Source organism: Pseudomonadota bacterium (assembly GCA_016719885.1).
GTDB lineage: Bacteria > Pseudomonadota > Gammaproteobacteria.
This window is the reverse complement of the sequence record JADJYF010000004.1, coordinates 13,586-40,566: the sequence shown is the minus strand read 5'-3', so window position 1 is coordinate 40,566 and position 26,981 is coordinate 13,586. Positions and strand designations below refer to the sequence as shown.

The window sequence follows — 26,981 nt, the reverse complement described above, 5'->3', positions numbered from 1 at the left end:
GCGTGCCCCAAATCACACAAGGAATACGGCATGGCCACTCGTCGCGGCAGCTCGGGCAATGACGCCCTGCTCGGCACCTCCGGCACCGATACTCTGCTCGGTCTTGCGGGCAACGATCGTCTGCGTGCCGGCGCCGGTAACGACAGCCTCGATGGCGGGACGGGTAACGATCAACTACTAGGCGAGTCCGGCAACGACAAGCTGCGTGGCGGCGCCAATGACGACCGCTTGGATGGCGGCACGGGCAGTGACCAGCTGCGCGGCGACACCGGCAACGATGTGCTGGTTTTTGATCGCGACGATTCGCTCAGCGACGGCGGCGCCGGCAGCGACACCCTGCTGATCATCGGCGCCGGCACGGCGCTGAACAGTGCCGCGCTGGCCAGGGCGCGTTCCGTCGAAGTACTCGACCTGCGCGGCAGCGGCGCCAACCAGTTGGTCGTCGACGCGGCGCTGGCCAAGCGCCTGTCGGATACCGATACCTTGCGCGTGCGTGCCGGCGCCGACGATCACGTCATCTTCTCGGGCGCTTGGGTGGCGGGCGCCACGACTGTCATTGCCGGCGTGCAATACCGCCAGTTCACCCTCGCCGGCGCGACCTTGCAGGTGGAAGTCGGCGCGCACACGCTCATCAATGGCGCGCTGCCGCTGGCCAGCATGAACAGCGGAGATGGCTATCGCCAGGATGGCAGTCTCGGCTTTGAATTCACCGGCGGCAGCGTGTCCGGCATCGGCGACTTCAATGGCGACGGACTGGACGACTTCGTGGTTGGCGCCTTTGGCGTCGATACCACGCTTGGCGGTAACGTCGGTGCGAGCTACGTGGTGTTCGGCCGCGTCGGCGCGCCGGCGGCGAGTATCGCCCTCGCGAGTCTCGATGGCGGCAATGGTTTTCGTATCGAAGGCGAATTCGCCGATGGCCGCAGCGGCGTCAGCGTGTCCGCCGCCGGCGACGTCAATGGCGACGGCCGCGCCGACCTCATTATCGGCGCGCCGTTCGCGAGTCCCGACGCGGTGAGCTTTGCCGGTGCCAGCTACGTGTTGCTGGGTCAGGCCAGTTCGGCGGCGGTGGTGAGCCTCGCCACTCTCAACGAGAGCCAGGGTTATCGACTCAATGGCGGCAGCGCCTCCGAGCGCAGCGGTTACGCGGTCGCCCACGCCGGCGATGTGAACGGCGACGGCTTCGACGATGTGCTGGTCGGCGCCTACGGCGCCAACTCCGGCGCAGGCGTCGCTTACGTGGTGTTTGGCAAGGGCGAAGCCGTGGCCAGCGCGGTCACGCTCGGCGGTTTCGATGGCAGCACGGGCTTTCAGCTCAGCGGACCGGCAGGCTTCGCGCTGGCCGGCAAAGCGCTGGCCGGCGGCGCGGATGTGAACGGCGATCGCATCGCCGACATCGTCATCGGCGCACCCAGTGAACAGGGCCGCGCTTACGTGGTGTTTGGCCACACCGGCGCTTTCACCGGCAGCCAGGATCTCGCCGCGCTCGATGGCCACAGCGGGTTTCGCCTCGACGGTGTGGTGCTCAATGAGAAACTCGGCACATCCGTCAGCATCGCCGGTGACATCAATGGCGATGGCATTGCCGATCTCATCGTCGGCGCTGACAGCGCCGACCTCGAAGTCACCAGCTACGTGGTGTTTGGCCATCGTGGCGACTTCAACGCCAGCTTGTCGGTCGATGCGCTGGATGGCCGCAATGGCTTTCGTATCGAAGCCGGCGCGGCCAACGACTTCAGCGGCCGCGCGGTGCGCGGCGCCGGCGATGTCAACGGCGATGGCTATGACGATTTGATCATCGGCGCGGTCAGCGCCGATACCAACGGCAACAACAGTGGCGCGAGCTACGTGGTGTTCGGCCACGGCGGCAGCTTTGCCGCCAATCTCGCGCTCGCCGACATCAACGGCAGCAATGGACTGCGTATCGATGGCGCCCAGTTCGGTGACGGCAGCGGCTCCGCCGTGGCGGGCGCCGGCGATATCGATGGCGACGGGTATGCCGATTTGCTGATTGGCGCGGGCAGTCGCAGCGCACCGCAGACCTATACCGGCGCGAGCTATGTGTTGTATGGCCGCGATTTCAGCGGCGCAGTCGCGCGCCAGGGCGGGGCCGGCAATGATGCCTTCACCGGCTCTGCGGCAGCGGAAAGTTTCCTCGGCGGGCGCGGCAACGACACCCTCAGCGGCGGCAGCGGCGCCGATGTGTTGCGCGGCGGCGCCGGCAACGACGTGCTGGTGTGGAACGCGCAAGCGCGCGTGCTCGATGGCGGCAGCGGCAACGACACGCTGCGCGTCGATGCCGGCGGCGTGAATCTGAGCAACGCCGTGCCGGCCATGAGCAGCATCGAGACCATCGATCTGCGTGCAACGGGCGCCAACACCGTGGCGCTCGATGCGCTCGACGTTCTGCGCCTGACCGATGCGCCGCATCTCATGACAATCCGTGGCGACGCCAGTGATCTCGTCAACCTCGGCGGGCAATGGCAGAACGATGGTGTGGTGGTGAGCGGCTTTACGCGCTTCACGAGTGGCGGAGCGAAGCTGGACATCGCCACTGGCGTGCGTGTGATGAGCGACAACAGCATCACGCTCGCGCAGGTCGATGGCGTCGATGGCGTGCATTTCCTGGACCCCGATATCGGCAGCGCGCGAGCGGCCGGTGGCGGCGACATCAACGGCGATGGCTTTGCCGACCTCTTCATCGGCGTTCCCTACAACAGTGCCATCGCCGTGCACGAAGGCGGCCTGGCCTATGTGGTGTTCGGCCACAGCGGCAGCTTCAACGCCAGCGTCAATATCAGCGCGCAGGCGAGCAATGCCGGCACCCGCGTCGATGGCGTGCTGGGCAGCGGCCAGCTTGGCCAGAGCATAAGCGCCGCCGGCGACGTCAACGGCGACGGCCTTGGGGATTTCCTGATCGGTGCGGATTACGGCGGCGCCTATCTGCTGTTTGGCGCCCAGGGTGGATTTCCCGTACCACTCGATCTCGGCAACCTGGGTGTTGGCCAGGGCCAGCATCTGGCGGCTGCCAGCGAGTTCTTTGTGGACGGCACGCCGGTCAGTCGCGCCGGCGATATCAATGGCGATGGCTACGACGACGTTATCGTCGGCAGCAATGGGGGCGGGGCGAAAATCCTGTTCGGCCATGACGACGATACGTTTACCAGCGACCTGTCGCTGGCGACGCTCAACGGTCTCACCGGCTTCACGGCGTCCCTTGCCGGCTACTCCTCCGGTCGCGCTGTCGGAGCTGCCGGCGACGTCAACGGCGACGGTTTTGACGATGTGGTCATTGGCGCCCCGCTGGCCGCGCCCCAGGGTCACACCGATGCGGGCTTGAGCTTCGTGCTGTTCGGCCATGCCGGTGCCTTCAACGCGCCCCTTGAACTCGGCACACTCGATGCCAAGGACGGTTTTCGTCTCGACGGTGTCGCTGACAACGATTTCAGCGGCACCCATGTCAGCGGCGCCGGCGACGTCAACGGCGATGGTTTTGCCGATCTTCTGATCGGCGCCGACGGAGCCGATCCCGGCGCGCGCAACGCCGCCGGTTCGAGCTACGTGGTATTTGGTCGTGGCGGCGCCTTCAACGGCCCCATCGCTTTAAGCGCCCTCGATGGCAGTAACGGCTTCCGCCTCGATGGCGGCGCCGCCAACGACCGCAGCGGCACAGCAGTGAGCGCCGCCGGCGACATCAACGGTGACGGTTATGACGACATTCTGATCGGCGCGACTCAAACGACCCAGGCCGGCAACTATTCCGGCGCGACCTACCTAGTCTTCGGACATGCCGGCGGATTCGATGCGAACCTCAACCTCGCCACCGCCGACAGTGCGCAGGTGCTGCGCCTGCTGGGTCCCGGCGGGTCGTTCACCGGCAGTTCCGTCAGCGCCGTCGGCGACGTCAATGGCGACGGCTTCAAGGATGTTTTCGTCGGTGGCTTGAACAACCAGGGCGGCTTCGTCGTCTTCGGCCGCGACTTCAACGGCGTGGTCACCCGCCAGGGCGGCAGCGGCAATGACACGCTCATCGGCACGCTCGCCGCCGACGCGCTGATCGGCGGGCTCGGCAACGATGTCATCGATGGTCAGGGCGGTGCCGATGCGCTGGCCGGCGGCGCCGGCGACGATACGTTCATCCTGCGCGATGGATTGCGGCGCATCGACGGCGGTGGCGGCAGCGATCGGCTGCGCGTGAGCGGCGCGCAAACACTGCTCGCCTTGCAGGCGACCAGTGCCGCCATGGCGCAAGGCATCGACGTCATCGACTTGAACGGCAGCGGCAACAACGGCCTCGAGGTCGCCTTGCGCGGCGTGACGGCAGTCAGCGACGCCAACGTCGTGCGCGTGGAAGGCGGGGTCGGTGATTTCGTCATCGCCACGCAGGACGACTGGTCACGCGCCGACGGCGCACCGCAAAGCATCAACGGGCAACTCTACGCGCGCTATACCAGCGGCCCGGCGACCTTGCTCATCGACACCGATGTGACGGTCTTTCAGGGCAGTGAACGCGCGCCGCTGACGGTCAGCGCCGGTGCCCAGTTCGGCGGCGCGCTGCGCCTCGGCACCGCGCGCAACGACGTCTTGAACGGCACCGCCGCCGCCAACACCCTGCGCGGCCTGGCCGGCGACGACAAGCTCAACGGCCTGGCCGGCAACGATCTGCTCGAAGGCGGCGTCGGCCGTGACACGCTCATCGGCGGCACCGGCAACGACAAACTCGACGGCGGCGTCGGCCGCGATCTCATGCGCGGCGAGGCCGGCAATGACACCTATGTCATCGACGATGCCGGCGAGATTATCAAGAGCACCCGCGACGACGGGGTCGACACCGTGATCTCGAGCGTGAGCTACATCCTCGGCGCCCAGCAGGAAATCCTCACGCTCGCGAGCGGCAAACTGAATCTCAATGCCACCGGCAACGGTGGCGCGAATATTCTCAATGGCAACAGCGGCGCCAATACGCTGGACGGCGGCGCCGGTCGCGACACGCTGCTGGCGGGCGCCGGCAACGATCGCCTGGTGTTCGATCGCAACGACGTTCGCGAGAGCGGCGGCTCGGGCGTCGATACGCTGAGTGTCAATGGTGCGGGCCTTGCCCTCGGGCATGCGAGTCTCACGCAGGTTGATCAGGTGGAAGTCATCGACCTGCGCGGCAGCGGCGCCAACCGTTTTGCCGTCGATGCCGCGCTCGCCGACCGGCTGTCGGACACCACCACCTTGCGCGTGCGCGCCGACGCCAACGACACGCTGTTCGTGCATGGCGGCTGGAGCGCCGCCGGCACCACCGTCATCGACACCGTCACCTACAGCGTCTTCCAACAGGGCGCGGTGACGCTACAGGTCGAAAGCCTGGCGCAGCGGGTATTGAACGGCAGCCTGTCACTGGCCGCACTCGACGGCACCAATGGCTTTCGTCTCGACGGCGTGGGCCCGAATCACGCCACTGGCCGCGGCGTCAGCGGCGTCGGCGACGTCAATGGCGATGGCTTTGCGGATTTCATGCTCGGCGCGATCCACGCCTCCCCGGGTGCGCTGACCGACGCTGGCACCAGCCACCTCGTGTTCGGGCGCTCTGCCGCGCTCGGCGCAACGGTCGATCTCGGCGATGTCGGCGCCGACGTCAAGCTCGAGTTCAACAGCACGGTGGCGGGCGACCGCAGCGGCTGGGCGCTCAGCGCGGCCGGAGACTTCGATGGTGACGGACTCGGCGACTTCGTGATTGGCGCCTACAGCAACGGCGCCACCGGCTATACCGGCAACGCCTACGTGGTGCTCGGCAAGGCGCTGGCCGGCGCCGGCGTCAGCAATACGCTGGACGGCCTCGACGGCAGCAACGGCTTTCATATCGGCGGCCAGAATGCGCTCGACAGCTTGGGCTTCGCGGTGGCCGGCGCCGGCGACATCAATGGCGATGGCTTTGACGACCTCATCATCAGTGCCTATGGCTTCGATGTCTCGGGGGGCTATTCCGGCGCGACCTACGTGATTTTTGGCCATGCCGGCGCCTCCTTGCCGACGCTTGGGCTGGACACGCTCGATGGTCAGAACGGCTTTCGCATCGAAGGCGCGGGGGCCGGCGATCGCAGCGGCCACGCGGTCGCCAGCGGCGATTTCAACGGTGATGGCTTCGATGACGTGATCATCGGCGGCAATTTTGCCAACGGTAGCGAGCACTATTCCGGCGCGGCCTTCGTGGTGTTCGGTCACGACGGCGACTTCGTCAACGTCGAGTCCCTGGGCGGCAACACGGTGCAACGCATCGACGGCGCGGCGGCGAGCGACTACGCCGGCTTCACCGTCGCCTCTGCCGGTGACGTCAATGGCGATGGCTATGACGACGTGATCGTCGGTGCGACCGGCGTCGATGCCACCGGCAACACCGCCGCCGGCGCGGCCTACGTGGTGTTCGGCCACGCCGAACCTTTCACCACCTTCAATCTCGGCGCGCTCGACGGCAGCAATGGCTTTCGCATCGACGGCGCGCTGGCCGACACACAGCTCGGCCTGGCGGTCAGCGGCGGCGGCGACGTCAACGGCGACGGCTTTGCCGATATCGTGATCGGCGCGCCGCAGGCCGACGACGGCGCCGGCGCAAGCTACGTGCTTTTCGGTCACGCCGGCAGCTTCGCGGCAAGCATCGTCACCAGCGACTTGAACGGCAGCACGGGTCTGCGTCTCGTCGGCGTCACGGGCGGCGACCAGAGCGGCACCGCCGTCAGCATTGCCGGCGATGTCGATGGCGACGGCTACGACGACATGCTGGTCGGCGCGAGTGCCGCCGACAACGGCGCCGGCCCCGACAACGGCAGCGCCTACGTGATCTACGGTCGCGACTTCACCGGGGCGGTGGCCTGGCAGGGCAGCAGCGCCGCCGATGTCCTGAAGGGCAATGGCGGTGACGAGATCCTTATCGGTGGCCTGGGCGACGACAGCCTCGACGGCGACGCCGGGCACGATGCACTGCGCGGCGGCGCTGGCAACGACCTCATGGTGTGGGACCGCGAAGACCGCATGGTCGACGGCGGCGGCGGCAGCGACACCCTGCGCATCGCGCGCGGCGGCGCCAATCTCACCGAAGGCGGTCCGCAACTGCGCGGCATCGAGCGCATTGACCTCGGTGCGACCGGCAGCAACAGTCTCGCCCTCGATGCGACCGCGGTGCGCGCGCTCGGCTCCCAACCGCGCCTCACTGTCGATGGCGACAGCGCTGATTTCGTCAACCTGCATGGCCTGTGGACCAACCAGGGCGAACAGCAGACCGGCTACATGCGCTTCGCCAGCCAGGGTGCGGTGGTCGACATCGACAGCGACATCGCGGTCGTGAATAACGGCCTCATCGCCCTGACCAATCTCGACCCACGCTCAGGCCTTGCTCTCGGCGGTGTCGCGGCGGAAGACTTTGCCGGTATCTCGGTGGCGGGCGCAGGCGACGTGAACGGCGATGGCTTCGCCGATTTCATCATTGGCGCCAGCGGCGCCGACCACAATGCGCGCGACCATAGCGGTACGAGCTACGTGGTGTTCGGCGCGGCGAATGGCCTTGCGCCGGGCACGACGCTGGCCACGCTGAACGGCAGCAACGGCTTTCGTGTCGACGGTGCGAGCGCCAACGACAGCGCCGGGCAGGCAGTCAGCGGCGTGGGTGATGTCAATGGCGATGGCTTTGACGATGTGCTGCTCGGCCATCTGGGCGATGGCGCCCAGCAGCTGCTGTTCGGCCACGGCGGCAGCTTTGCCGCGAGCCTCGACCTGGCGACGCTGCCCGCCGGCAACGGCGTGGTGATGAGCGCGAATGCCATCAGCAGCCTGGCCAAGGCCGGCGACTTCAACGGCGACGGCTTTGACGACGTGGTGTTCGGCTCACGATTTGCCGACCCGCCGGGCAACTACAGCGGTGCGAGCTACCTCGTGTTCGGTGCCAAGGACGCCTTGCCGGCGACGCTTGATTTGACCGCCGTGGAACCGCCCCAGGGCTTGCGCATCAACGGCATCGCGCAAAGCCAGAGCGGGCTCAGCATTGCCGGCGGTGGCGACTTCAACGGCGACGGTTACGATGATCTCTTGATCGGCGCGCCACAGATCCCGGTGGGCGGCGATCATCCCGGCGCGAGCTTCCTGCTGTTCGGACAAGGCGCCGCGCCCGCGGCGCCGCTCGATCTGGCCAATCTCGATAGCGGCCAGGGACTGCGCATCAACGGTGAGAACGCCAACGATCGCAGCGGTCGGGTCCTCAATTTCATCGGCGACATCAACGGCGATGGCCTGGACGATGTGCTGGTCAGTTCATCCGATGCCAGCCCCCATGGCGCCAGTTCAGGCTCGAACTACGTGGTGTTCGGCACCACCGAAGCGCTCGGCGGCGCCTTCAATCTCGCCCTGCTCAATGGCCACAACGGCTTCCGTCTCGATGGCTCCGCCGCCAACGATTACGCCCACAGCGTGGCGGGCGTCGGCGATGTCAACGGTGACGGTTATGACGACCTCTTCATCGGTACCGCCTACGCCGGCAATGGTCGGGGCTACCTGGTGTTCGGCCATGGCGGCGACTTCGAAGCCGTGAGCGAACTCGGCTTTCTCGACGGTCAGCAGGGTCTGCGTTTCGAAGCCGCGGCTGATTTCACCTACGCCGGCTTCAGCGCCAGCGCGGCCGGCGATATCGATGGCGATGGCTACGCCGATTTCCTCATCGGTGCACCGGGTGGCGGGGCGAGCCCCGGCGCTGGCTACGTGATCCGTGGCCGCGATTTCACCGCCAGCGTCACGCAACAAGGTGGCGTTGGCAACGACAGCATCACCGGCAGCAGCGCCGACGAGATTTTTATCGGCGGCCAGGGCCGCGACGTGCTGGACGGCGCGGGCGGCGCCGACGTCCTGATCGGCGGCGCCGGTGACGATGTGCTGGTCTGGCACGGTGGCTTGCACAGCCTCGATGGCGGCAGCGGCAGCGACACCTTGCGTGCAGTCGGCAGCGACGTGGTGCTGGACTTCACGCTGGCCGGCGCCCTGCGCGTCACCGGCATCGACGTCATCGATCTCACCGGCAGCGGCAACAATCTCCTCGAACTCGATGTGCGCGACGTGTTGCACATGAGCGACCACAACCTCTTGCGCATCGATGGCAATGCCGGCGACGTGCTGGTGTCCGGCGGCCAGGGCTGGCAGGCGGGACTCGCGCAGGTGACCGTCGGCAGTCAACAGTACATCCAGTACAGCTTCGGCGGTGCGCGACTGCTGGTGGATACGGATATCACGCAGGTGGTGAGTTAGCGCCTGGGATGTGCGATTGAAATCGCACCTACAGGGGATGGCAATGCGCCTCTGCAGGTGCGAATTCATTCGCACATTGCGTTCGCTACTCGAACGCGACCTCGACACTCAACATCACGCTGCGCCCCGGCATCGGCGCCACCGCCTTCAGCAGGGAAGTGTGATAGCGCACCTCTTCGTCGAGCAGATTGGTACCGCGCGCCGACACGGTGGTCTCGAGCCTGGCGACTTTCAGTGTGCGACTGACGCCGAGGTCGACCAGCGTATAACCCGCGGTGGATGTTTCAAGCCGCGCGTGTTGGCCCTGCGCGGCGCTGCGCCGCACCTCGAAATTCGCCTGCCAGTCGCGCCAGCGGTAGTCGAGGCCGCCGCCGAAACGCCAGGGCGTGATGCGCGGCAGCCTGTCGCCGTCGGTCAAGCGGCCACGCACGTAGTCGGTGAACAGGCGCGCATCGAGTTCGCCGAAATGCGCGTCGCGCAGCAGCATGAGGCCGAGTTCCGCTTCCGCGCCATAGAACACCGCGTTGGCCTGGCTGTAATCGAGCAGCAGAAAACCATCGCCCGGCACAGCCGGCAGGCCATCCTCGTCCACGCGATCGGCAATGCCGTCGCCATTGCCATCGACGCTGCGCTGGTAGATGAAATCCTGCATGTAGTTGACGAACAGGTTGAGCGCCCACTGCCAGCGGCCGTCGTCCTTGTGCAGCGTGATGTCGAGCGCGTTGGCGGTCTCTTCACGCAGGTTCACGTCGCCGCGCTCGAAGGCATCGGTGGCGTCGTGCGGGCCATGGTTGTAGAGCTCTTCGATACCGGGCGCGCGCTGTCCACGGGTGAACGACAGGCCGAGGCCATGGTCCGCCATGAAATGCCATTCGGCGCCGGCCGACACGCTGTAGATGTCGAAGCTGCGCGCCGCATTGGCGGCGTCACGCGGCGTGTTGTCGACGTTCTCGTAGCGCGCACCGAACTGCAGGTGCAGCGTGTCGATGTCGCGCTCCTCCAGCACGAACACGCCCACCGCGCGCGCCACGACCGGCGGCGTCAGTTGCTCTTCACCGACCGCGGCGAAATCACGATGCTGGACCTGCACGCCCACCACGCCTTCGATGCCGGCGATCGGCTCATGGCTGACTTCGACGCGCCCTTCGTACTCGTCATTGAGGAACGTGGTGCCGACCGAACCATCGGCTTCCAATTCCTGGTGCATGTAGTCGTTGTGGCCCATGCGTACCCGCAGTTTGCTGACGCCAGGCAGCGGCGCGCCGACTTCAGCGGCAATGTCGTAGCGGTCCTGGTCGAGCGCGATACTGCGCGCCTCATCGCCGGGGATGCCGTAGGCCGCGTCGTAGTGGTTGATGGAAAACCCCAGGAAGCCACGGTCACCGACATAGGACAACCCGCCCGTGACGCTGCTTGAGTCGGTGTCGCTGCCGCCGAGCACGCCACGACGGGCGCCGGGCGGCGGCGCGAGATCGGCGAATCCCGGAATGTCGTAGTTCGACGTGCTGCGCTTCAAGCCGTCGATGTGCGCCGCAATCGGCCCTTGCGAAGCATCGAGCGCGGCGCCGCCGCCAAAGGCGCTGCTGGCCTCGTCGAAGCTGAAATCGAGTTTGCCGCGCGGGCGTTCGAGCAAGGCCGTGGGAATGCGATCGGTGACGACGTTGACGACGCCACCGATGGCGCCGCTGCCGTAGAGCAAGGTGGCCGGGCCTTTCAAGACTTCGAGCTGGCGCGCCACCAGCGGATCGACGCTGACCGCGTGGTCATCGCTCAGCGACGACGCGTCCATCGCGCCTATGCCATTTTCCAGCACCCGCACCCGCTCGCCGCCGAGGCCGCGAATCAAGGGACGGCTGGCGCCGGCGCCGAAAGACGTCGAACTCATGCCGAGCTCGTGGTTCAAGGTTTCGCCGAGGGTCGCAACCTGCTTGCGGCGCAGTTCATCGTCGGCCAGCACGATGGCCGGCTGCACGAGATGGGATTCGCCGGAGCGCGTCGGCACGGCGGTGACGGTGACGGTATCGACGGCGGCGACGTTGTCCGCGGTGTCGGCGTGACATGGAGACAAGAAGGCACAAAGCAGCAAGGCGCCGGGCAGGCGCGCGAAGGTAATCATGGGCTTCTCCCGAGGCAACGCACGGCACGCGCGTCGCGAACGTGATTTCAGTGGCGCTGTGCCTGGGCGCGTGTATCGGTATGCGAATGGATTCGCACCTACAACGTGCGCGCCAAACCTGTCGGTGCGAATTCATTCGCACACAGGCGTCGGTGCAGCGATGCAATCAGCTATCAGAGCGGGAGCGTGAATGGCGGGGCGCGGGCCTCGAAGGCGGCATGGACATGGGCACGTGCGCCAAGTGTCGGCGCCACGCTGGCATGGAGATGGAGATCGGCTTGCGGCAGCTCGAAGGCGGCCGCGGACAGGCCATGGTCGAGGTGCTGGGCGGCGATGCACAGGCCGCACACCACGTGACTCTGATCGGCATCCTGGATGTAATCGTGACCGACGCCGTGCGCGAACAATGACAGCTGCGCCGCCAGCAGCAAGGCCACCAGGCTCGCGCAGTGGCGACGCGGAAGCAGCAGCGAGGGGGCGAGGCGCAACATGGCGGCGATGCTAGCGCGCTCGCGGCGCGCGCTCAATGACCTGGCGCGGCCGGCTCAGTCGTGCACCAGGAAATTCAAAGCCAGGCCCAACGAGATCAGGCTGACCTGGATGATGGTATCGCGCAGCCCGATCTTGCGATTCAAGGTCGGCATCAGATCCGACACCGCGATGTAGATGAAGCTGGCGGCGGTGAAGGCCAGGAAATAGGGAATGACGCTGCGCACCGCTTCCATCGCGAACCACGCCAGCGTCGCGCCGACGATCATGGTCAGCGAAGTGATGAGATTGAAGGTGAAGGCGCGCTTGGGCGTGTAGCCGCTGTGCAGCAGGATGGCGAAGTCGCCGAGCTCCTGCGGGATCTCGTGGGCGATGATGGCGAGCGAGGTGACCACGCCGAGATGGAAGTCGGCGGTGAAGGACGCCGCGATCAGCACGCCGTCGAGGAAATTGTGGAATGAATCGCCGACCAGGATCAGGGTGCCGGCCGGCGCCTCGTGACAGGCCTCGCCCGAGCCGTGCTCCTGGTGATGGTGATGGCGCCAAACCAGGCCTTTCTCGAGCAGGAAGAACAGCACGATGGCGAGCAGGGCGGTGGCCATCAGGCCCTGGATGTTGTCGCCGCGCTGTTCGAGGGCCTCGGGCAACAGGTGCAGGAAGCCGGCGCCGAGCAGCATGCCGATGGCGAAGCTGACCAGGTAGGTCAAGGTGTGATCGCGCACCCGCTCGGGCAGCAACAGGTAGGTGCCGGCCGCCGCCGCGCTCAACACGCTGCCGCCGAGACTCGCCAGCATGATCCAGAGGAAGGTAGACATCGCGCTCTTGCGGCAGGAATTCTTAAGGCCAACGGCCGTCGATTATAGTATCAAGCCGGGCGTGCGCGGCACGTGCGCGGATCATCCCCGGCAGCCCTTTACGGAATCACTACACAGGCAGGCTTTCATGACTTCCCCATTGCCCTCTCATGCCCGCGCCGTCATCGTTGGCGGCGGCGTCATTGGCTGTTCCACCGCCTATCATCTTGCCCGCCTGGGCTGGAAAGACGTGGTCGTGGTCGAACGCAAACAGGTCAGCTCCGGCACCACCTGGCACGCGGCCGGACTCATCACCACGCTGCGTGACACCGAGGCCCAGACCAAGCTCGCCACCTATTCGCTCAAGCTCTACCAGGACCTCGAAGCCGAGACCGGCCAGGCCACGGGCTTCATTCGCTGTGGCTCGGTACAGCTCGCCATGACCGCGGAAAAAGCCGAGGAAATGCGCCGCGGCTGCGCCATGGCGCGCACCTTCGGCGTCGAGAACCACGAGATAAGCCCGGCCCAGGTGCGCGAACTGTTTCCGCTGGCCTACGTCGACGACCTGGTGGCCGGCTTCCACTTTCCCAACGATGGCCGCGTCAACCCGGCCGACGTCGCCCAGGCCCTGGCCAAGGGCGCGCGCCAGCTCGGCGTGCGCATCATCGAGAACTGCCTGATGACCGGGCTCATCACCGAGCACGGCCGCGCGGTCGGCGTGCACACCGAGCATGGCGACATCCGCGCCGAGGTGGTGGTGCTGTGCCCGGGCATGTGGGGCCGCGAGCTCGGCCTCATGACCGGTATCGACCTACCGCTGCAGGCGGCCGAGCACTATTACCTCATCTCCGAGCCCATCGCCGGCCTGCACAACAAGCTGCCGATACTGCGCGACCCGGGCCGCGCCGCCTATGCGCGCGAGGAAGCCGGCAAGATCATGCTCGGCTTCTTCGAGCCGGTGGCGGCGCCATGGGCGGTGGACGGCATCTCCAAGGATTTTTGCTTCGACGAGATCCAGCCCGACTGGGAACGCATGGAGCCCTATATCGAGAAGGCCATGCAGCGCCTGCCGATACTGTTCGAGACCGGCATCCGCCAGTTCTTCTGCGGACCGGAGTCCTTCACGCCCGATCACAACTACCTGATGGGCCGCGCGCCCTACATCGACGGCCTGTTCGTGGCCTGCGGCTTCAATTCGCTCGGCATCCTGTCGGGCGGCGGCGCCGGTTACGTGATGGCGCAGTGGATCAACGACGGCGTGCAGCCGATGGACATCTGGGATGTCGACGTGCGCCGTATCCAGCCGAGTCACAACAACAAGAACTTCGTGGTCGCGCGCACCTATGAATCACTGGGCATCGGTTACCAGATGCATTGGCCGAATCGTCAGTGGGAGACCGCACGCAACGTCAAGCAGTCGGTGCTGCACGACCGCGTCAAGGCGGCCGGCGCCTGCTTCGGCGAATCGGCCGGCTGGGAACGGCCCAACTGGTATGCACGCCCCGACCAGAAGGCCGAGTACGAGTACAGCTTCGAGCGCCAGAACTGGTTCGACAACAACGCCGCCGAGCATCGCGCGGTGCGTGAAGCGGTGGGCGTGTTCGAGCAATCGTCGTTCGGCAAGATTCTCGTGCAGGGCCGTGACGCCGAGCGCGTCTTGAACCGCATCGCGACGTCGGACATGGCAGTGCCGGTCGGGCGCGTGGTCTATACCCACTTCCTCAACAAGCGCGGCGGCGTGGAAGCGGACCTCACCATCTCGCGCCTCGCCGATGACAAGTACCTCATCCTGACGCCGGCCTTCACCGTCACCCACATCAAGGCCTGGCTGCACGATCACACGCCCGCCGATGCCTGCTGCGTGGTGACCGACGTGAGCGGCGCCTACGCGATGCTCAATGTGCAGGGCCCGCGTGCGCGCGATCTGATGCGCGCCATCTCCAGCGCGAACTTCGATCACCAAGCCTTCCCCTATGCCACCTGGCAGCACGTCGAGATCGGGTTTCAGACCGCGCTGTGCATGCGTGTGTCCTATACCGGCGAAATCGGCTACGAGCTCTACATCCCGACCGAGATGGCGCTGCCGGTGTATGACCAGCTGGTCGCGGCCGGCGCGGATTTCGGCCTTGCCCATTGCGGCTACCACACGCTCAACACCGTGCGCGTGGAAAAGGCCTTCCGCGAGTGGGCGCACGACATGGGGCCGCTCGACAGCCTGCTCGACGCCGGCCTCGGCTTCACCTGCGCGTGGGACAAGCCCGGCGGCTTCGTCGGCCGCGACGCCTTGCTCGCGCAGCGCGACGGCGGGCCCTTGAAACGCCGCCTGGTGCAGTTCCTGCTCGACGATCCGATGCCGGTGCTGGTACACAACGAGCCGATACTGCGCGACGGCGTGCGCGTCGGGCAGACCACCTCGGCGGGCTACGGCCATACGCTCGGCGCGAGCGTCGCGATGGGCTACCTGGAATGTGCCGACGGCGTGACGCCGGAATACGTGGCGGCCGGCAGCTATCGCATCGAGCAGGCCAACCGCGTGTATGGCGCGCGCGCTTCCCTGACGCCGATGTACGACCCCAAGCGCCTGCGCGTCATGTGCTGAGCGCGGCGACGGGCGCGGCGACAACGCTGCGCCCATCGTCCTCGAGCGCTATCATCGCGCCTCGCCGCCATGGCGGCGTCTCACCCACGCTTTTACCCGGAGCCCGCTCTCGATGTTCGTTCTGCCCTATCTCGAATTCCGCCCGCGCATCGCCGCTGACATCGATGCCGCCGCCGACGCCGCCATCATCGGTCGCGCCGAGGTCGGCGCGCGCTGTCATCTCGGCCGACTCGCGACCTTGCGCGCGGACGGCGAGAGCATACGCATCGGCGCGGACTGCTGGTTCAACGATTTCTCCACCGTGCACATCGCCCACGGCTTCCTGCCGGCGACGGTCGGCCACGGCGTGACGGTCGGCGCCTTCGGCCTGGTGCATGCCTGCGATCTCGGTGACGGCTGCGTGGTGGGCGAACATGCCCTGGTGATGGACAACAGCCGCGTCGGGCCGGGCGCGGTGATCGCCGCCGACAGCGTGGTGCCGCCCGGCAAGACCCTGGAAGGCGGCTGGCTGTATGCCGGCATTCCGGCCAAGGCCGTGCGCGCGGTGAGCGCCGAGGAACTGGCGGCGCTGCATGAAGCGCTGCGTAAAGACCGCCGCGGCGACGAGCCGGCCGGCGATGCCGTGCTGCGCGGCGCGCACCCGCCCGCCGCGCCGCGCCTGGCGGCCGGCTTCGGCGTGCCGCACAAGCTCGCGGGCAGCGCCTTTGTCGCGCCCAGCGCCATCATCGAAGGCAACCTGTCGCTGGGCGCCGGCGGCAGCGTGTGGTTCGGCGTCGAAATGGTCGGCGGCGGTGACATCGTCATCGGCGCCGGCAGCAACTTCCAGGACAACAGCCGCATCGTGCTCAAGGCCGGCGAACGGGTCGAGATCGGTGAGCGCGTAACGGTCGGCCACAACGTGCGCATGGCCACTTGCGTGGTCGAGGACGGCGCCATGATCGGCATGGGCTCGGTGGTCGGCGCCGGCACCATCGTGCGCGCCGGTGGCGTCATCGCGGCCGGCGCCGAAACCGCACCGGGCACCGAGGTCGCCGCCGGCGAGATCTGGTCGGGCACACCGGCGCGGCGCTGGAAGCCGGTGCCGGACGATACGCGGGTCAACTTCGCGCGCGGCGCCGAGACCTACATCGAGTACGCGCGCAATTATTCGCGGTGACGGGCAATCACATGCCGGGCGATGCCCGCATTCCAGGTGCTGAATGTCAGGCGGCGGGCCGCGGCTGACGGCCTGCCGTTACACGAAGCACCAAGGACAAATGATTTGGTACCTGCAAAGAAGGCGTATACGCGGCATCTCCATTGATCTCGCCTGCCTTTCGCGGCACTCTTGCCGCTGCTTTTTCGGACCTCACCCATGCCCTTGACTTCATTGCGCCGCGCGGCAGCGGCTTCGATGGCGATGCTGTGGATCACGATCTGTGCCGCATCGGCCGAGGCCGCCACGTCGTCCACGCCGATCTTCGGCTGGGTCGAATGGGCGTACATCGAACCGCATCACGTTCATCTCAAGGCCAAGCTCGATTCCGGCGCCAAGACCTCGTCATTGTCGGCGGTGGACATGGAGCGCTTCACGCGTGACGGCGAGACCTGGATCCGCTTTCATGTGCCGATCTCGGCGTCCGATGGCGGCACCGAGGAAGCGCAGCTCATCGAAATGGAACGCCGCCTCGAAAAGGAAGTGCTGATCAAGCGCCACGGCGGCGCGCCGGCGCGGCGCCCGGTGGTACTCATCGGCGTGTGTCTCGGTGACCAGGCGTTCGTCACGCCGGTGACACTGACCGATCGCAGTCGCTTCAATTATCCCTTGCTGCTCGGCCGTTCGGCGCTGCGCGAGCGCGCGCTGCTCGACGTGTCGCGCACCTACAGCAACGGCGCGGACGCCGAGCGTTGCGCGGCCGACGCGCGCCATATCAAGGAATGAGGATCGTCTCGTGAAGCGTTTGCAAGCCACCATACTCGCGTTGCTGGTGACCGTCGCGGCGCTGGCCCTGATGTACGCCAAGATCACGCGGTTGGGCCTGCCGCTGCTGCCTCACCAGCTCGAACAGGTGTGGTCGGTCGAGGCGAAGATCGAGTTCGAAGCCAGCCGTCACGCGACGGTGGTCGACTTCGACATTCCCGACAAGCTCGGCCAATTCGTGCGTCTCGATGAATATTTCATTTCGCGCGGCTACGGCCTCAATGTCGGCATACGCGATCATGATCGCCGCGCCGAATGGTCGACGCGCCAGGCACGCGGCGCGCAGCGCCTGTATTACCGCCTGGAGGCGGTGCCCCAGAGTGAGGACGACCCGGGCGAACAGTCCCGTCATTTACCGGCGCCGCCCAACACGCCGACCTACGAGGAGCCGCTGGCGTCGGCCATCCAGGACGTGCTCGGCGACGTGCGCGACGAGTCGGCCAATGTCTTCACCTTCGTCAGCCAGACCCTGGTCAAGCTCAATGCCCAGGCGCCCAACGACAACGTGATGATCATCCGCAACAACCTCGAGCGCGGCAGTGAAGCCTGGGTCGACCGCCTGATCTACGTGCTGGCCGGCGCCAACATCACGGCGCGGCGCGTGCGTGGCGTGATCCTCGAGGATCGCGCCGCCAACCAGCACCTGACGCCATGGCTGGAAGTGCACAACGGCACGCGCTGGGAGGGTTTCGATCCGCAGACCGGCAACCGCGGCTACCCGGAAAACTTCCTGCGCTGGTCGGTGAGCGACGAGCCGCTGCTGCGCGCCGAGGGCGGACGCAACGTCAACGTGTCGTTCTCGGTGTCGCGCTACGCCAAGTCGCCGACCATGGTCGCGCGCGCGCGCGGTGTGGCCAACGACACCTTCCTCGCCAGCACCATGCTCTACAACCTGCCGGTCAATTCCCAGAACGTCTACCGGATCTTGTTGATGGTGCCCTTCGGTGCGCTGGTGGTGGCCTTCATGCGCACCATCGTCGGCCTGCCGACGCTCGGCACCTTCATGCCGATCCTGGTTGCCATCGCGTTTCGCGAAACGGAACTCGCGTGGGGCATCGCGCTGTTCGTGCTGATCACCGCCAGCGGCCTGTCGCTGCGTTTCTATCTCGAACGCCTGCAATTGCTGCTGGTGCCAAGATTATGCTCGGTGCTGGTGCTGGTGGTGCTGGTCATGACCATCATCAGCCTGGTGAGCGCCAAGCTCGGCATCGACAAGGGCTTTTCGATAGCGCTGTTCCCGATCGTGATCCTGACCATGGTCATCGAACGCATGTCGGTGATCTGGGAGGAGTCGGGCCCCGGCCAGGCGCTGAAAGAAGGACTGGGCAGCCTGTCGGTGGCGATCCTCGGTTACCTGGTCATGAAGAACGAGCACTTGACCCATCTCGTGTTCCTGTTTCCCGAGTCGCTGCTGATCCTGCTGGCGATGTTCATCCTCATGGGCCGCTATACCGGCTACCGGCTGCTGGAAGTGGCGCGTTTCAAGGACATAGTCGAGGCGCCGTCGTCCGATGCTAAGCCGCATCCGTAAGCTCAAGGCGGCCGGCGTCGTCGGCATCAACAACCGCAATCGCGGTTACATCATGCCGCACAACCCGCGCGCGCTTTATGCGCGGGTCGACGACAAGGTCGAGACCAAGCGCCTCGCCATCGCGGCTGGCATCGCGGTGCCCGAGCTGTATGGCTTGATTCACGCGGTGCGCGAGGCCAAGGACTTCGAGCGCATGGTCGAGGGCCGCAAGGACTTCGTCATCAAGCCCGCCCACGGCAGCGGCGGCAAGGGCATCCTGGTCATCACCGACCGGCGCCGCGACATGTACATCAAGGGCGACGGCCATGCCTTGACCGCCGCCGAAGTGCAGCATCACATCGAAAACGTGCTGGGCGGCGTGTACAGCCTGGGCGGACAACCGGACCAGGCCATCATCGAATACCGCGTGAAATTCGACCGCGTGTTCGAGGCCGTCAGCTACCGCGGCGTGCCGGACATCCGCGTGCTGGTCTATCGCGGCGTGCCAGCCATGGCCATGCTGCGCCTGCCGACGCGCAGTTCCGACGGCCGCGCCAACCTGCACCAGGGCGCGGTCGGCGCCGGCATCGACATGCTGACCGGCGCCACCACGCTGGCGGTGTGCAAGAACCGCCGCATCGTCGAGCACCCCGACTTCGGCACGCCGCTGGGCGGTCTCGAGATCCCCGGCTGGCCGGCGCTGCTGCTGCTGGCGGCACGCTGCCACGAGCTCGCGCCGCTCGGCTATCTCGGCGTCGACATGGTGCTGGACGCCGAGCTCGGGCCCTTGATCCTGGAATTGAATGCGCGCCCCGGGCTCGGCATTCAGATCGCGAACGGCCGCGGCCTGCGCGGCGTGTTGAACCACATCGACGCCGCCGCGCCCCTGCCCACCGATGCCGCCGCGCGGGTGGCGGTGATGCGGGCGTACTACGAGGGACTCAGCGACCCGCCGGTCGACCTGTAGATGCGAATTCGTTCGCGCATTCGCCGCGCTGCGCGGGTCGGGCTTCAATGTCAGACTGAAGTCTGACCCACAATGAAAAGCGAGGCCGGGTCTGTGGGTCAGACTTCAGTCTGACATCCAGGGCTGCCCTGTGCCTCTTCGAATGTGCGAAATTCGGCGCACGCGGCCTTTCGATTTGCGATAATGCCGGCCCACTCAGCGCCGACAACCCCGAATCCCTTTACCGTGTCTTCTCCACCCCTGGTCGAAATCAAGGATCTCAGCTTCGGCTATTCCAGCGCGCGGCAGATCCTTAAGAACATCACGCTGTCGGTACCGCGCGGCAAGGTGGTGGCCTTGATGGGCGGCAGCGGCTGCGGCAAGACCACGCTGCTGCGCCTGATCGGCGGCCAGGTGCGACCGTCCCAGGGCTATGTGAAAGTGGCCGGCGAAATCATCCACGAGCTCGACCAGGCGGGCCTGTACCGCATGCGCCGGCGCATGGGCATGTTGTTCCAGTTCGGCGCCTTGTTCACCGACATGTCGGTGTTCGAGAACATCGCTTTCCAGATGCGTGAACACACCGATCTGCCGGAAGAAAGCATTCGCGACCTGGTGTTGATGAAACTCAACGCCATCGGCCTGCGCGGCGCCGCCGAGTTCATGCCCTCGGAGTTGTCGGGCGGCATGGCGCGGCGCGTGGCGCTGGCGCGCGCCGTGGCGCTGGACCCGATGCTGGTCATGTACGACGAGCCCTTCGCCGGCCTCGATCCGATTTCGCTCGGCGTCATCGGTCAGCTGATCCGGCGCTCCAACGATGCCCTCGGCGCGACCTCGGTGGTGGTCACCCACGACGTGCAGCAATCGCTGCACATCGTCGATTACGTCTACCTCATGGCCGACGGCCGCATCGTCGCGTCGGGGACGCCGGACGAAATGCGCGCCTCGACCGAGCCCACCGTGCACCAGTTCATCCACGGTGAAGCCGATGGCCCGGTGGGCTTCCACTACCCGGCCGCCCCCATCGCCGCCGACCTCGGCCTGTCCCATGCCTAAGGGCTCTACGTCACAAGTCGGCGCGATCGGCGCATTCACACTGGCGGCGATACGACGCCTGGGCCAGGCCACGCTGTTCCTGGTTCAGGTCTTGCGCCACTCCGGCACCAGCCTCGTGCGCCCGGCACTGACGGTGCGCGAGATCTATTTCGCCGGCGCCCTCTCGCTCATCATCATCATGGTGTCGGGCCTGTTCGTCGGCATGGTGCTGGGCCTGCAGGGCTATGAAACCCTGCAGACCTACGGCTCGGAGGAAAAGCTCGGCGTGCTGGTGGCCTTGTCGCTGGTGCGCGAACTCGGGCCGGTGGTGTCGGCGCTGTTGTTCGCGAGCCGCGCGGGCTCGGCCATCACCGCCGAGATTGGCCTCATGAAGGCCACCGAACAAATCGTCGCGATGGACATGATGGCGGTCAATCCGATCGCGCGCGTGGTTGCGCCGCGCTTCTGGGGCGGCGTCATCTCCATGCCGCTGCTGGCGGCGCTGTTCTCGGCGATGGGCATCTTCGGCGCCTACATCGTCGGCGTGCGCCTCATCGGCGTGGACGAAGGCGCGTTCTGGTCGCAGATGCAGGCCGCCGTCGATTTCGATCACGACATCATGAACGGCGTCATCAAGAGCATGGTGTTCGGCGTCGGCATCAGTGCCGTCGCCACCTTCGAAGGTTTCGATGCGCCGCCGACGGCGGAAGGCGTGTCACGCGCCACCACGCGCACCGTGGTGCACTCTTCGCTGCTGGTGCTGGCGCTCGACCTGGTGCTGACCGGTTTCATGATGCGCATGTGGGGTAATTGAATGAATACGGGTTCAAGACATGAATAGCCGCATAGTCGAATTCTGGGTGGGAATGTTCGTGCTGGTGGGCTTCGCCTCCCTGCTGTTCCTGGCGCTCAAGGTGGGCAATCTCGGTTTCGGTGGCGATGCGGGCAGCTATACCGTCAGCGCCAAGTTCAACAACATCGGCAGTCTCAAGGTGCGCGCGCCGGTGCGCGCCGCCGGCGTCACCGTGGGGCGCGTCGATGCGGTGGATTTCGATCCGGCTGGCTACCAGGCCGAGGTCACCATGACCATCACCGGCGTCTACAAATTTCCCACCGATACCAGCGCCTCGATATTGACGTCCGGTGTGCTGGGCGAAAACTACGTCGGCCTGGAAGCCGGGGCCGATGAAACTTTCCTGAAGTCCGGCGACCAGATACAGATAACCCAATCAGCCGTGGTGCTGGAGCAGCTCATCAGCCGCTTCCTGTATGACAAGGCTCAGAGCAACGGAGGAAAATGAACGTGCCAACAACCACTCTCGCGCGCCCGTTACAGGCGCTGTGCCTGCTGATGATGGCCTTCAGCGCCCATGCCGGCATGGCGCCCGACGAACTGGTGAAGACCACCTCGGAAGAAGTGCTCGGTATCGTGCGCAGCGATCCGGACATCGCTGCCGGCGATACCAGCAAGGTCATCGACATCGTCGAGGCCAAGGTGCTCGGGCATTTCGATTTCACGCGCATGACGCGCCTCGCGGTCGGCAAGAACTGGCGCAGCGCCAACGACACTCAGCGCGAGGCGCTGACCAACGGCTTCCGCACGCTGCTGGTGCGCACCTACGCGGTGGCGCTCGCGCAATTCCGCGATCGCAACGTTGAATACCGCGCGCTGGACAAGGCGCCCAATGGCCCCGACGTGATGGTGCACACCATGGTCGCCACGCCACAGGGCAAGCCCATCAACATGGATTACCGCATGGGCGCGGTCGGCGAGGACTGGAAGGTCTACGACGTATTGGTGGACGGCGTGAGCCTGGTCATCAACTACCGCAGCCAGTTCGATGCGACCGTTGCCGAAAAAGGCATCGATGGCCTGGTGGCGATGCTGGAAGAGAAGAACGCCGCGGCGCGCGCCGGCGCCACGCAATGACGATACGCCGCGACGGTCAGCGCCTGCTGCTGGAAGGGCCGGTCACGCTCGCGACCCACGTCGCGCTGCGTGACGCCGCCGCGCCCCTCATGACCGACGCCGCACTCGAAATCGATTGGCAGGGCGTGGAGGCGGTCGACTCCAGCGCCCTCGCCCTCATCCTGCATTGGCGGCGTGAGGCCGCCGCCACCGGCCGCGGCCTCACGCTGCGCAACCTGCCGGCCGGCGTGACCGCGCTGGCGGAGTTGTACGGGGTCAGCGAATTCGTCGCCGCCGTGTAGGTGCGAGTTCATTCGCACATTCCATTGCAATGTCAGGCTGAAGGCTGACCCACAGGCAAATGACCCACACCGGTCGAAGACCAGGCTTCAGCCCGATCCGATTCTTTGTGGGTCAGGCTTCAGCCTGACTCTTCTGCATACGCGTGCCGCGCAGCCGCGTCTCACGACGCAGCCCTGCGCACCGCCCACTTGTAGATTTCCATCACCACCAACAGCACCGACGCCAGGCCCAGCAGCGCCAGCCAGCTTTGCGCCGTCACCGGCTCCAGGCCGAGCATGGTGTTGAGGCCGGGCGTGTAGAGCGCCGCGATGTGCACCGCCTGCGCCGCCAGCGTGCCCCACCACAGCAAGGGATTGTTGAGCGGGTTGGAACTGAACGCCGAGTTGCGCTCGGAGCGCGCCACGAACACCAACAGGTTCTCGCACAGCACCATCAGCAGCAGCGTATGGTTGCGCGCCGCGGCGACCGATTCGCCGGCGCCGAGCAGGCTGTGAAAGAGGCCGAAAGCCAGCAGCGCCATCACCAGTGCGCACAACACCACTCGTTCTACCATGGCGCGATCGAAGACCGCCTCGTCGGGCGCGCGCGGCGGACGCCGCAGTTCATCGCCTTCGCCGGGCTCCCAGGCCAGCGCCACGTCCTGGATGCCATTGGTGATGAGATTGAGCCACAGGATCTGCGCGGGCAGCAGCGGCAGCGGCAGGCCGCTGGCGATGGCCAACGCGAACAGGATGATTTCCGCGACACCGGTCGCCACCAGCAGCAATACCACCTTGCGGATGTTGGCGTAGGCGATGCGCCCTTCCTCGACGCCGGCCAGCAGCGAGCTGAAATTGTCGTCGGTGATGATGAGGTCGGCGCTGTCGCGCGCCACGTCGGTGCCGGCGCGGCCCATGGCGACGCCGACATGCGCGGCGCGCAGCGCCGGGGCATCGTTGACCCCGTCGCCGGTGACGGCCACCACGTGGCCGCGGCGCTGCAGGGCGGTGACGATGGCGAGCTTGTGCTGTGGCTCGACCCGCGCGAAGACGCGGGCATCGGCAACCAGCGCCTCGAGCGCCGCGTCGCCGCGCGCCGCGGCGGCGCGTACCGCGCTGCCGGTCACGACCTGCGCGGCGTCGCTCGCCAGGCCCAGGCGCCGCGCGATGCTGAGCGCGGTGTCGGGATGATCGCCGGTCAACATCGCGACTTCGATGCCGGCGCCGCGACAGCGCGCGATGGCCTCCTCGGCCTCGGGGCGCAGGGGGTCGATCATGCCGACCAGTCCGAGCAGCACCAGATCGCGCAGTTCGTCCTCGCGTATCGCCGCGTCGTGCTGAAGCTGCGCCGGACCTTGCGCCAGTGCCAGCACGCGAAAGCCGTCACGCGCGAGGCTCGCCGCCACGCGCTGCACCAAGCCTGCATCGAGCGCCACGCACGCGTCCTGGGTCATCATCCGCGTGCACATGCCCAGCACCTTTTCGACGGCGCCCTTGACGCTGACCACCAGGCCCTCGGCCAGCGGGTTGACGCCGGCCGCGAACAGGCGCTCGGACTCGAAGGGCAGGCTCGCAAGCTCGGGATGATCGAGCAACAACTCGGGGCGCGTGATGCCGGCCTTGTGGGCCAGCACCAGCAGGGCGACATCGACCGCATCACCGTGATGTATCCATTGGCCGTCGCGCCGGCCCAGAAAAGCTTCATTGGCGAGCGCGGCGGCGTGGCACAGTCGCTGCACGGCCGCCGTCGCCGCCGGCGGATGTTCGATCGCGCCTTCGGCTTGCCAACCGGTGCCGCTCACCGGCCATGGCACGGCGCCCGGGATCCACAGGGTCTGCACGGTCAGTTCGTTGGCGGTCAGGGTACCGGTCTTGTCCGAGGCGATGAACGTGCACGAGCCCAGGGACTCGACCGCCGCCAGGCGCCGCACGATGACGTTGCGCCGCCCCATCGCGCGCATGCTGATGGCGAGCGCGATGGTCAAGGCCACCGGCAATCCTTCCGGCACCGCCGACACCGCCAGCGCCAGCGAGGCGAGGAACACTTCCGCCAACGCCGCGCCGCGCGCGATGGCGATCGCCGACACCACGGTCACTGCCACCATCACCAGCACCGCGACGCGTACGGTGAAGCGTTCCATGCGCGTCAGCAAGGGCGGCTTGGCCACGCGCGGCGCGTCCAGCGCCGCGGCGATGCGGCCGACCTCGGTGGCCATGCCGATGGCCGTCACCAGCGCCACGGCGCGTCCGCGCGTGACCAAGGTGCCGGCAAAGGCCATGTTGATGCGTTCGGCCAGCGCGCAGTCGGTATCGAGCAAGGCGTCGGCGCGCTTGCCGACCGCCGCCGACTCGCCGGTCAACAGCGACTCGTCGATGCTGAGATCATGGCAGGTCAGGATGCGCACGTCGGCCGGCACGCGCGCGCCGGATTCGAGCAACAGCACGTCGCCCGGCACCAGTTCCTCGGCGTCGATTTCGTAAGCCTCGCCGCCGCGCTCGACGCGCGCGCGGGTGCGCACCATGCCCTGCAGCGAATCGACGGTGCGTTGCGCGGCACGCTCCTGGCTGACGCCGATCACGACATCGATGACGATCACGAGCGCGATGAACGCGACGTCGGACCAGTCGCTCAAGACCGTCGCCACCAAGGCCGCGATGGCCAGCACCAGGATCATCGGGTCGCGCAACTGCCGCAGCAGCACCGCCAGCAGGCTCGGCGGCGGGCGACGCGGCAGGCGATTGGGCCCGCATTGCCGCGCGCGCCGCGCGACTTCGGCGAGACCGAGACCATGGTGGCCACTGTCCAGCGCGTGCAAGGCCTGCTCGACGGCAAGCCGGTGCGGGGCGTCGAGATTCACGGCGCGATGAGGCGACTGGCGGCGCGCTGCGTCAAGCAGGAGGTTGCGTACGGCTGGCGTACTGCTCGTGGTAGATGCGCGCAAAGGCCAGCAAGGTCGCGATCACCAGCGGGCCGATCAGCGCGCCGGCCACGCCGTACACCTGGATGCCGCCGAGGATGCCGGGGAACAGCACCAGCAGCGACAGTTGCGTACTGCCGCTGATCAGGAGCGTGCGCACCAGGTTGTCGCTCATGCTGACCGCCACGGCGCCCCAGATCAGGATGCCGATGCCGGCGCTTTGATCTCCGCTGTAGAGCAGGTAAATGCCGACCGGCGCCCATACCAGCGCCGCGCCCGCGAACGGCACCAGGGCCAGCAGCGACGTGGCGAATCCGAGCAGCACCGGAAAGCCCACGCCGGCCACCGCGAAGCCCACGCCGGCCAGCGTGCCCTGCACGGTCGCGGTGATGAAGGCGCTGCGCACGATGGCGTTGAGGGTCTGGTCGAGGCGCGCGATGACCATGTGCTTGTCGCCTTCCTCCATCGGCACCAGGTTGACCACCGCGCGCACCAGCTGCGGTCCGTCGCGGAAAAAGAAGAACACCGCGACCACCAGTACGATCAGATCGAACACCACCAGCACGAAATTCTTCAGCATTTTCGCGCCCAGCGAGGTGAGCGTGTTGCCGACCTGCTGCACGCTCTCGAGGGCAACGGCGCGCAGATCGATATGCCAGGCGCCGAGCCAGGTCTGGATGCGCGTCCACCAGGCGGCCAGCACCTTGGACAGCGCCACGCCGCGCGCATCGACCGTGTCGGCCGGGCGCGCCAGCAGCTCGGTCACGTGCGGCAGCACCTTGCCCGCTTCCGCGAGCAGCAACCAGGCGAGCACCATGAACGGCACGACCACCGTCAGCAGCGCCAGCACGGTGGAAGCGCTGGCGGCGGCATTGACACTGCCCGTTGCCTTCACCAGCCGCGCATGCAGCGGATAGAACACCATGCTCACGATCAAGGCCGCGGTCAACGCGGTGCCGAAGGGCGAGAGTATCAACAGCGACTGGTAGATGAGATAGGCAAACGCGCCGAGGAAGAACAGGCGCGACAGCCATTGGCGATCGCTGGCACTCGGCCGTGTGGAATTTGCGGGCGGCGGTAGGTCGTGTTGCGCTGACATCGCGGTGTCAGGCTTTCACCTGCGCCACGGAGTGTCAAGCGCGCGGCGCGCGCAA

At 66.7% G+C, this 26,981-nt stretch carries 17 protein-coding genes; 11 read left to right on the top strand and 6 right to left on the bottom strand.

Annotation, left to right across the window (positions count from 1 at the left end):
- The first annotated feature begins 30 nt into the window (after positions 1-30).
- Positions 31-9,270 carry an FG-GAP repeat protein gene (locus IPM80_03870; GenBank protein ID MBK8957574.1) on the top strand — a complete coding sequence of 3,080 codons (9,240 nt, stop codon included), beginning with the start codon at positions 31-33 and terminating at the stop codon, positions 9,268-9,270.
- 85 nt (positions 9,271-9,355) lie between these two features.
- On the opposite strand, the gene IPM80_03865 is transcribed toward IPM80_03870, so the two are convergent.
- From IPM80_03865 to IPM80_03855, 3 genes are all read right to left on the bottom strand, one after another.
- Positions 9,356-11,386 carry a TonB-dependent receptor gene (locus IPM80_03865; protein MBK8957573.1) on the bottom strand — a complete coding sequence of 677 codons (2,031 nt, stop codon included), beginning with the start codon at positions 11,384-11,386 and terminating at the stop codon, positions 9,356-9,358.
- A gap of 173 nt (positions 11,387-11,559) precedes the next feature.
- The gene (locus IPM80_03860; protein ID MBK8957572.1) at positions 11,560-11,877 is read right to left on the bottom strand and encodes a hypothetical protein; all 318 of its coding nucleotides are present in this window, start codon (positions 11,875-11,877) and stop codon (positions 11,560-11,562) included.
- A 54-nt stretch (positions 11,878-11,931) separates the two neighbouring features.
- Complete coding sequence (locus IPM80_03855; protein MBK8957571.1) at positions 11,932-12,690, bottom strand: ZIP family metal transporter; 759 nt, start codon at positions 12,688-12,690, stop codon at positions 11,932-11,934.
- A gap of 127 nt (positions 12,691-12,817) precedes the next feature.
- Here IPM80_03855 and IPM80_03850 point away from each other — a divergent pair, with 127 nt between their 5' ends.
- Together IPM80_03850 and IPM80_03845 are read left to right on the top strand one after the other, a co-directional pair.
- Positions 12,818-15,268 carry an FAD-dependent oxidoreductase gene (locus IPM80_03850; GenBank protein ID MBK8957570.1) on the top strand — a complete coding sequence of 817 codons (2,451 nt, stop codon included), beginning with the start codon at positions 12,818-12,820 and terminating at the stop codon, positions 15,266-15,268.
- A 112-nt stretch (positions 15,269-15,380) separates the two neighbouring features.
- The gene (locus IPM80_03845; GenBank protein ID MBK8957569.1) at positions 15,381-16,424 is read left to right on the top strand and encodes a gamma carbonic anhydrase family protein; all 1,044 of its coding nucleotides are present in this window, start codon (positions 15,381-15,383) and stop codon (positions 16,422-16,424) included.
- On the opposite strand, the gene IPM80_03840 is transcribed toward IPM80_03845, so the two are convergent.
- Positions 16,412-16,681, bottom strand: coding sequence for a hypothetical protein (locus tag IPM80_03840; GenBank protein MBK8957568.1), 270 nt, complete (start codon positions 16,679-16,681; stop codon positions 16,412-16,414). The two genes, IPM80_03845 and IPM80_03840, sit on opposite strands and share 13 nt — an antisense overlap.
- On the opposite strand from IPM80_03840, the gene IPM80_03835 reads away from it, so the two are divergent.
- The 8 genes from IPM80_03835 (at position 16,662) to IPM80_03800 (ending at position 22,930) form a co-directional block, all read left to right on the top strand.
- Positions 16,662-17,189 (top strand): ATP-dependent zinc protease, encoded by a 528-nt coding sequence (locus tag IPM80_03835; GenBank protein ID MBK8957567.1) that lies wholly within the window; start codon positions 16,662-16,664, stop codon positions 17,187-17,189. The genes IPM80_03840 and IPM80_03835 overlap by 20 nt on opposite strands.
- 70 nt (positions 17,190-17,259) lie before the next feature.
- Entirely contained in the window at positions 17,260-18,759 is a 1,500-nt protein-coding gene (locus IPM80_03830; GenBank protein ID MBK8957566.1) for an inactive transglutaminase family protein, read from the top strand.
- Positions 18,740-19,705, top strand: a complete 966-nt coding sequence (locus tag IPM80_03825; protein MBK8957565.1) for an alpha-L-glutamate ligase-like protein — start codon at positions 18,740-18,742, stop codon at positions 19,703-19,705. Before IPM80_03830 ends, IPM80_03825 begins: the two co-directional genes overlap by 20 nt.
- A gap of 225 nt (positions 19,706-19,930) precedes the next feature.
- Positions 19,931-20,740 (top strand): ABC transporter ATP-binding protein, encoded by an 810-nt coding sequence (locus tag IPM80_03820; protein MBK8957564.1) that lies wholly within the window; start codon positions 19,931-19,933, stop codon positions 20,738-20,740.
- Positions 20,733-21,533, top strand: coding sequence for a lipid asymmetry maintenance ABC transporter permease subunit MlaE (gene mlaE / locus IPM80_03815; protein ID MBK8957563.1), 801 nt, complete (start codon positions 20,733-20,735; stop codon positions 21,531-21,533). Before IPM80_03820 ends, mlaE begins: the two co-directional genes overlap by 8 nt.
- Positions 21,534-21,552: 19 nt before the next feature.
- On the top strand, positions 21,553-22,020 hold the full coding sequence (gene mlaD, locus IPM80_03810) for an outer membrane lipid asymmetry maintenance protein MlaD (protein MBK8957562.1): 468 nt from the start codon (positions 21,553-21,555) through the stop codon (positions 22,018-22,020).
- A 50-nt stretch (positions 22,021-22,070) separates the two neighbouring features.
- Positions 22,071-22,649: an ABC transporter substrate-binding protein gene (locus tag IPM80_03805; GenBank protein MBK8957561.1), complete on the top strand. Its 579-nt coding sequence runs from the start codon at positions 22,071-22,073 to the stop codon at positions 22,647-22,649.
- Positions 22,646-22,930, top strand: a complete 285-nt coding sequence (locus IPM80_03800) for an STAS domain-containing protein (GenBank protein ID MBK8957560.1) — start codon at positions 22,646-22,648, stop codon at positions 22,928-22,930. Before IPM80_03805 ends, IPM80_03800 begins: the two co-directional genes overlap by 4 nt.
- A gap of 161 nt (positions 22,931-23,091) precedes the next feature.
- On the opposite strand, the gene IPM80_03795 is transcribed toward IPM80_03800, so the two are convergent.
- Together IPM80_03795 and IPM80_03790 are read right to left on the bottom strand one after the other, a co-directional pair.
- Positions 23,092-25,767, bottom strand: a complete 2,676-nt coding sequence (locus tag IPM80_03795) for an HAD-IC family P-type ATPase (GenBank protein ID MBK8957559.1) — start codon at positions 25,765-25,767, stop codon at positions 23,092-23,094.
- 31 nt (positions 25,768-25,798) lie between these two features.
- On the bottom strand, positions 25,799-26,926 hold the full coding sequence (locus IPM80_03790) for an AI-2E family transporter (GenBank protein ID MBK8957558.1): 1,128 nt from the start codon (positions 26,924-26,926) through the stop codon (positions 25,799-25,801).
- Between the last annotated feature and the right edge of the window lie 55 nt (positions 26,927-26,981).

Bases quoted from the DNA above. Each gene is read 5' to 3' on its own strand.
- IPM80_03825 (MBK8957565.1), top strand. From the start codon at position 18,740: ATGCTAAGCCGCATCCGTAAGCTCAAGGCGGCCGGCGTCGTCGGCATC.
- IPM80_03830 (MBK8957566.1), top strand. From the start codon at position 17,260: ATGTACGCCAAGATCACGCGGTTGGGCCTGCCGCTGCTGCCTCACCAG.
- IPM80_03870 (MBK8957574.1), top strand. From the start codon at position 31: ATGGCCACTCGTCGCGGCAGCTCGGGCAATGACGCCCTGCTCGGCACC.
- IPM80_03845 (MBK8957569.1), top strand. From the start codon at position 15,381: ATGTTCGTTCTGCCCTATCTCGAATTCCGCCCGCGCATCGCCGCTGAC.
- IPM80_03800 (MBK8957560.1), top strand. From the start codon at position 22,646: ATGACGATACGCCGCGACGGTCAGCGCCTGCTGCTGGAAGGGCCGGTC.
- IPM80_03865 (MBK8957573.1), bottom strand. From the start codon at position 11,386: ATGATTACCTTCGCGCGCCTGCCCGGCGCCTTGCTGCTTTGTGCCTTC.
- IPM80_03805 (MBK8957561.1), top strand. From the start codon at position 22,071: ATGATGGCCTTCAGCGCCCATGCCGGCATGGCGCCCGACGAACTGGTG.
- mlaE (MBK8957563.1), top strand. From the start codon at position 20,733: ATGCCTAAGGGCTCTACGTCACAAGTCGGCGCGATCGGCGCATTCACA.
- IPM80_03860 (MBK8957572.1), bottom strand. From the start codon at position 11,877: ATGTTGCGCCTCGCCCCCTCGCTGCTGCTTCCGCGTCGCCACTGCGCG.
- IPM80_03835 (MBK8957567.1), top strand. From the start codon at position 16,662: ATGGCGATGCTGTGGATCACGATCTGTGCCGCATCGGCCGAGGCCGCC.
- IPM80_03855 (MBK8957571.1), bottom strand. From the start codon at position 12,690: ATGTCTACCTTCCTCTGGATCATGCTGGCGAGTCTCGGCGGCAGCGTG.
- IPM80_03790 (MBK8957558.1), bottom strand. From the start codon at position 26,926: ATGTCAGCGCAACACGACCTACCGCCGCCCGCAAATTCCACACGGCCG.
- mlaD (MBK8957562.1), top strand. From the start codon at position 21,553: ATGAATAGCCGCATAGTCGAATTCTGGGTGGGAATGTTCGTGCTGGTG.
- IPM80_03850 (MBK8957570.1), top strand. From the start codon at position 12,818: ATGACTTCCCCATTGCCCTCTCATGCCCGCGCCGTCATCGTTGGCGGC.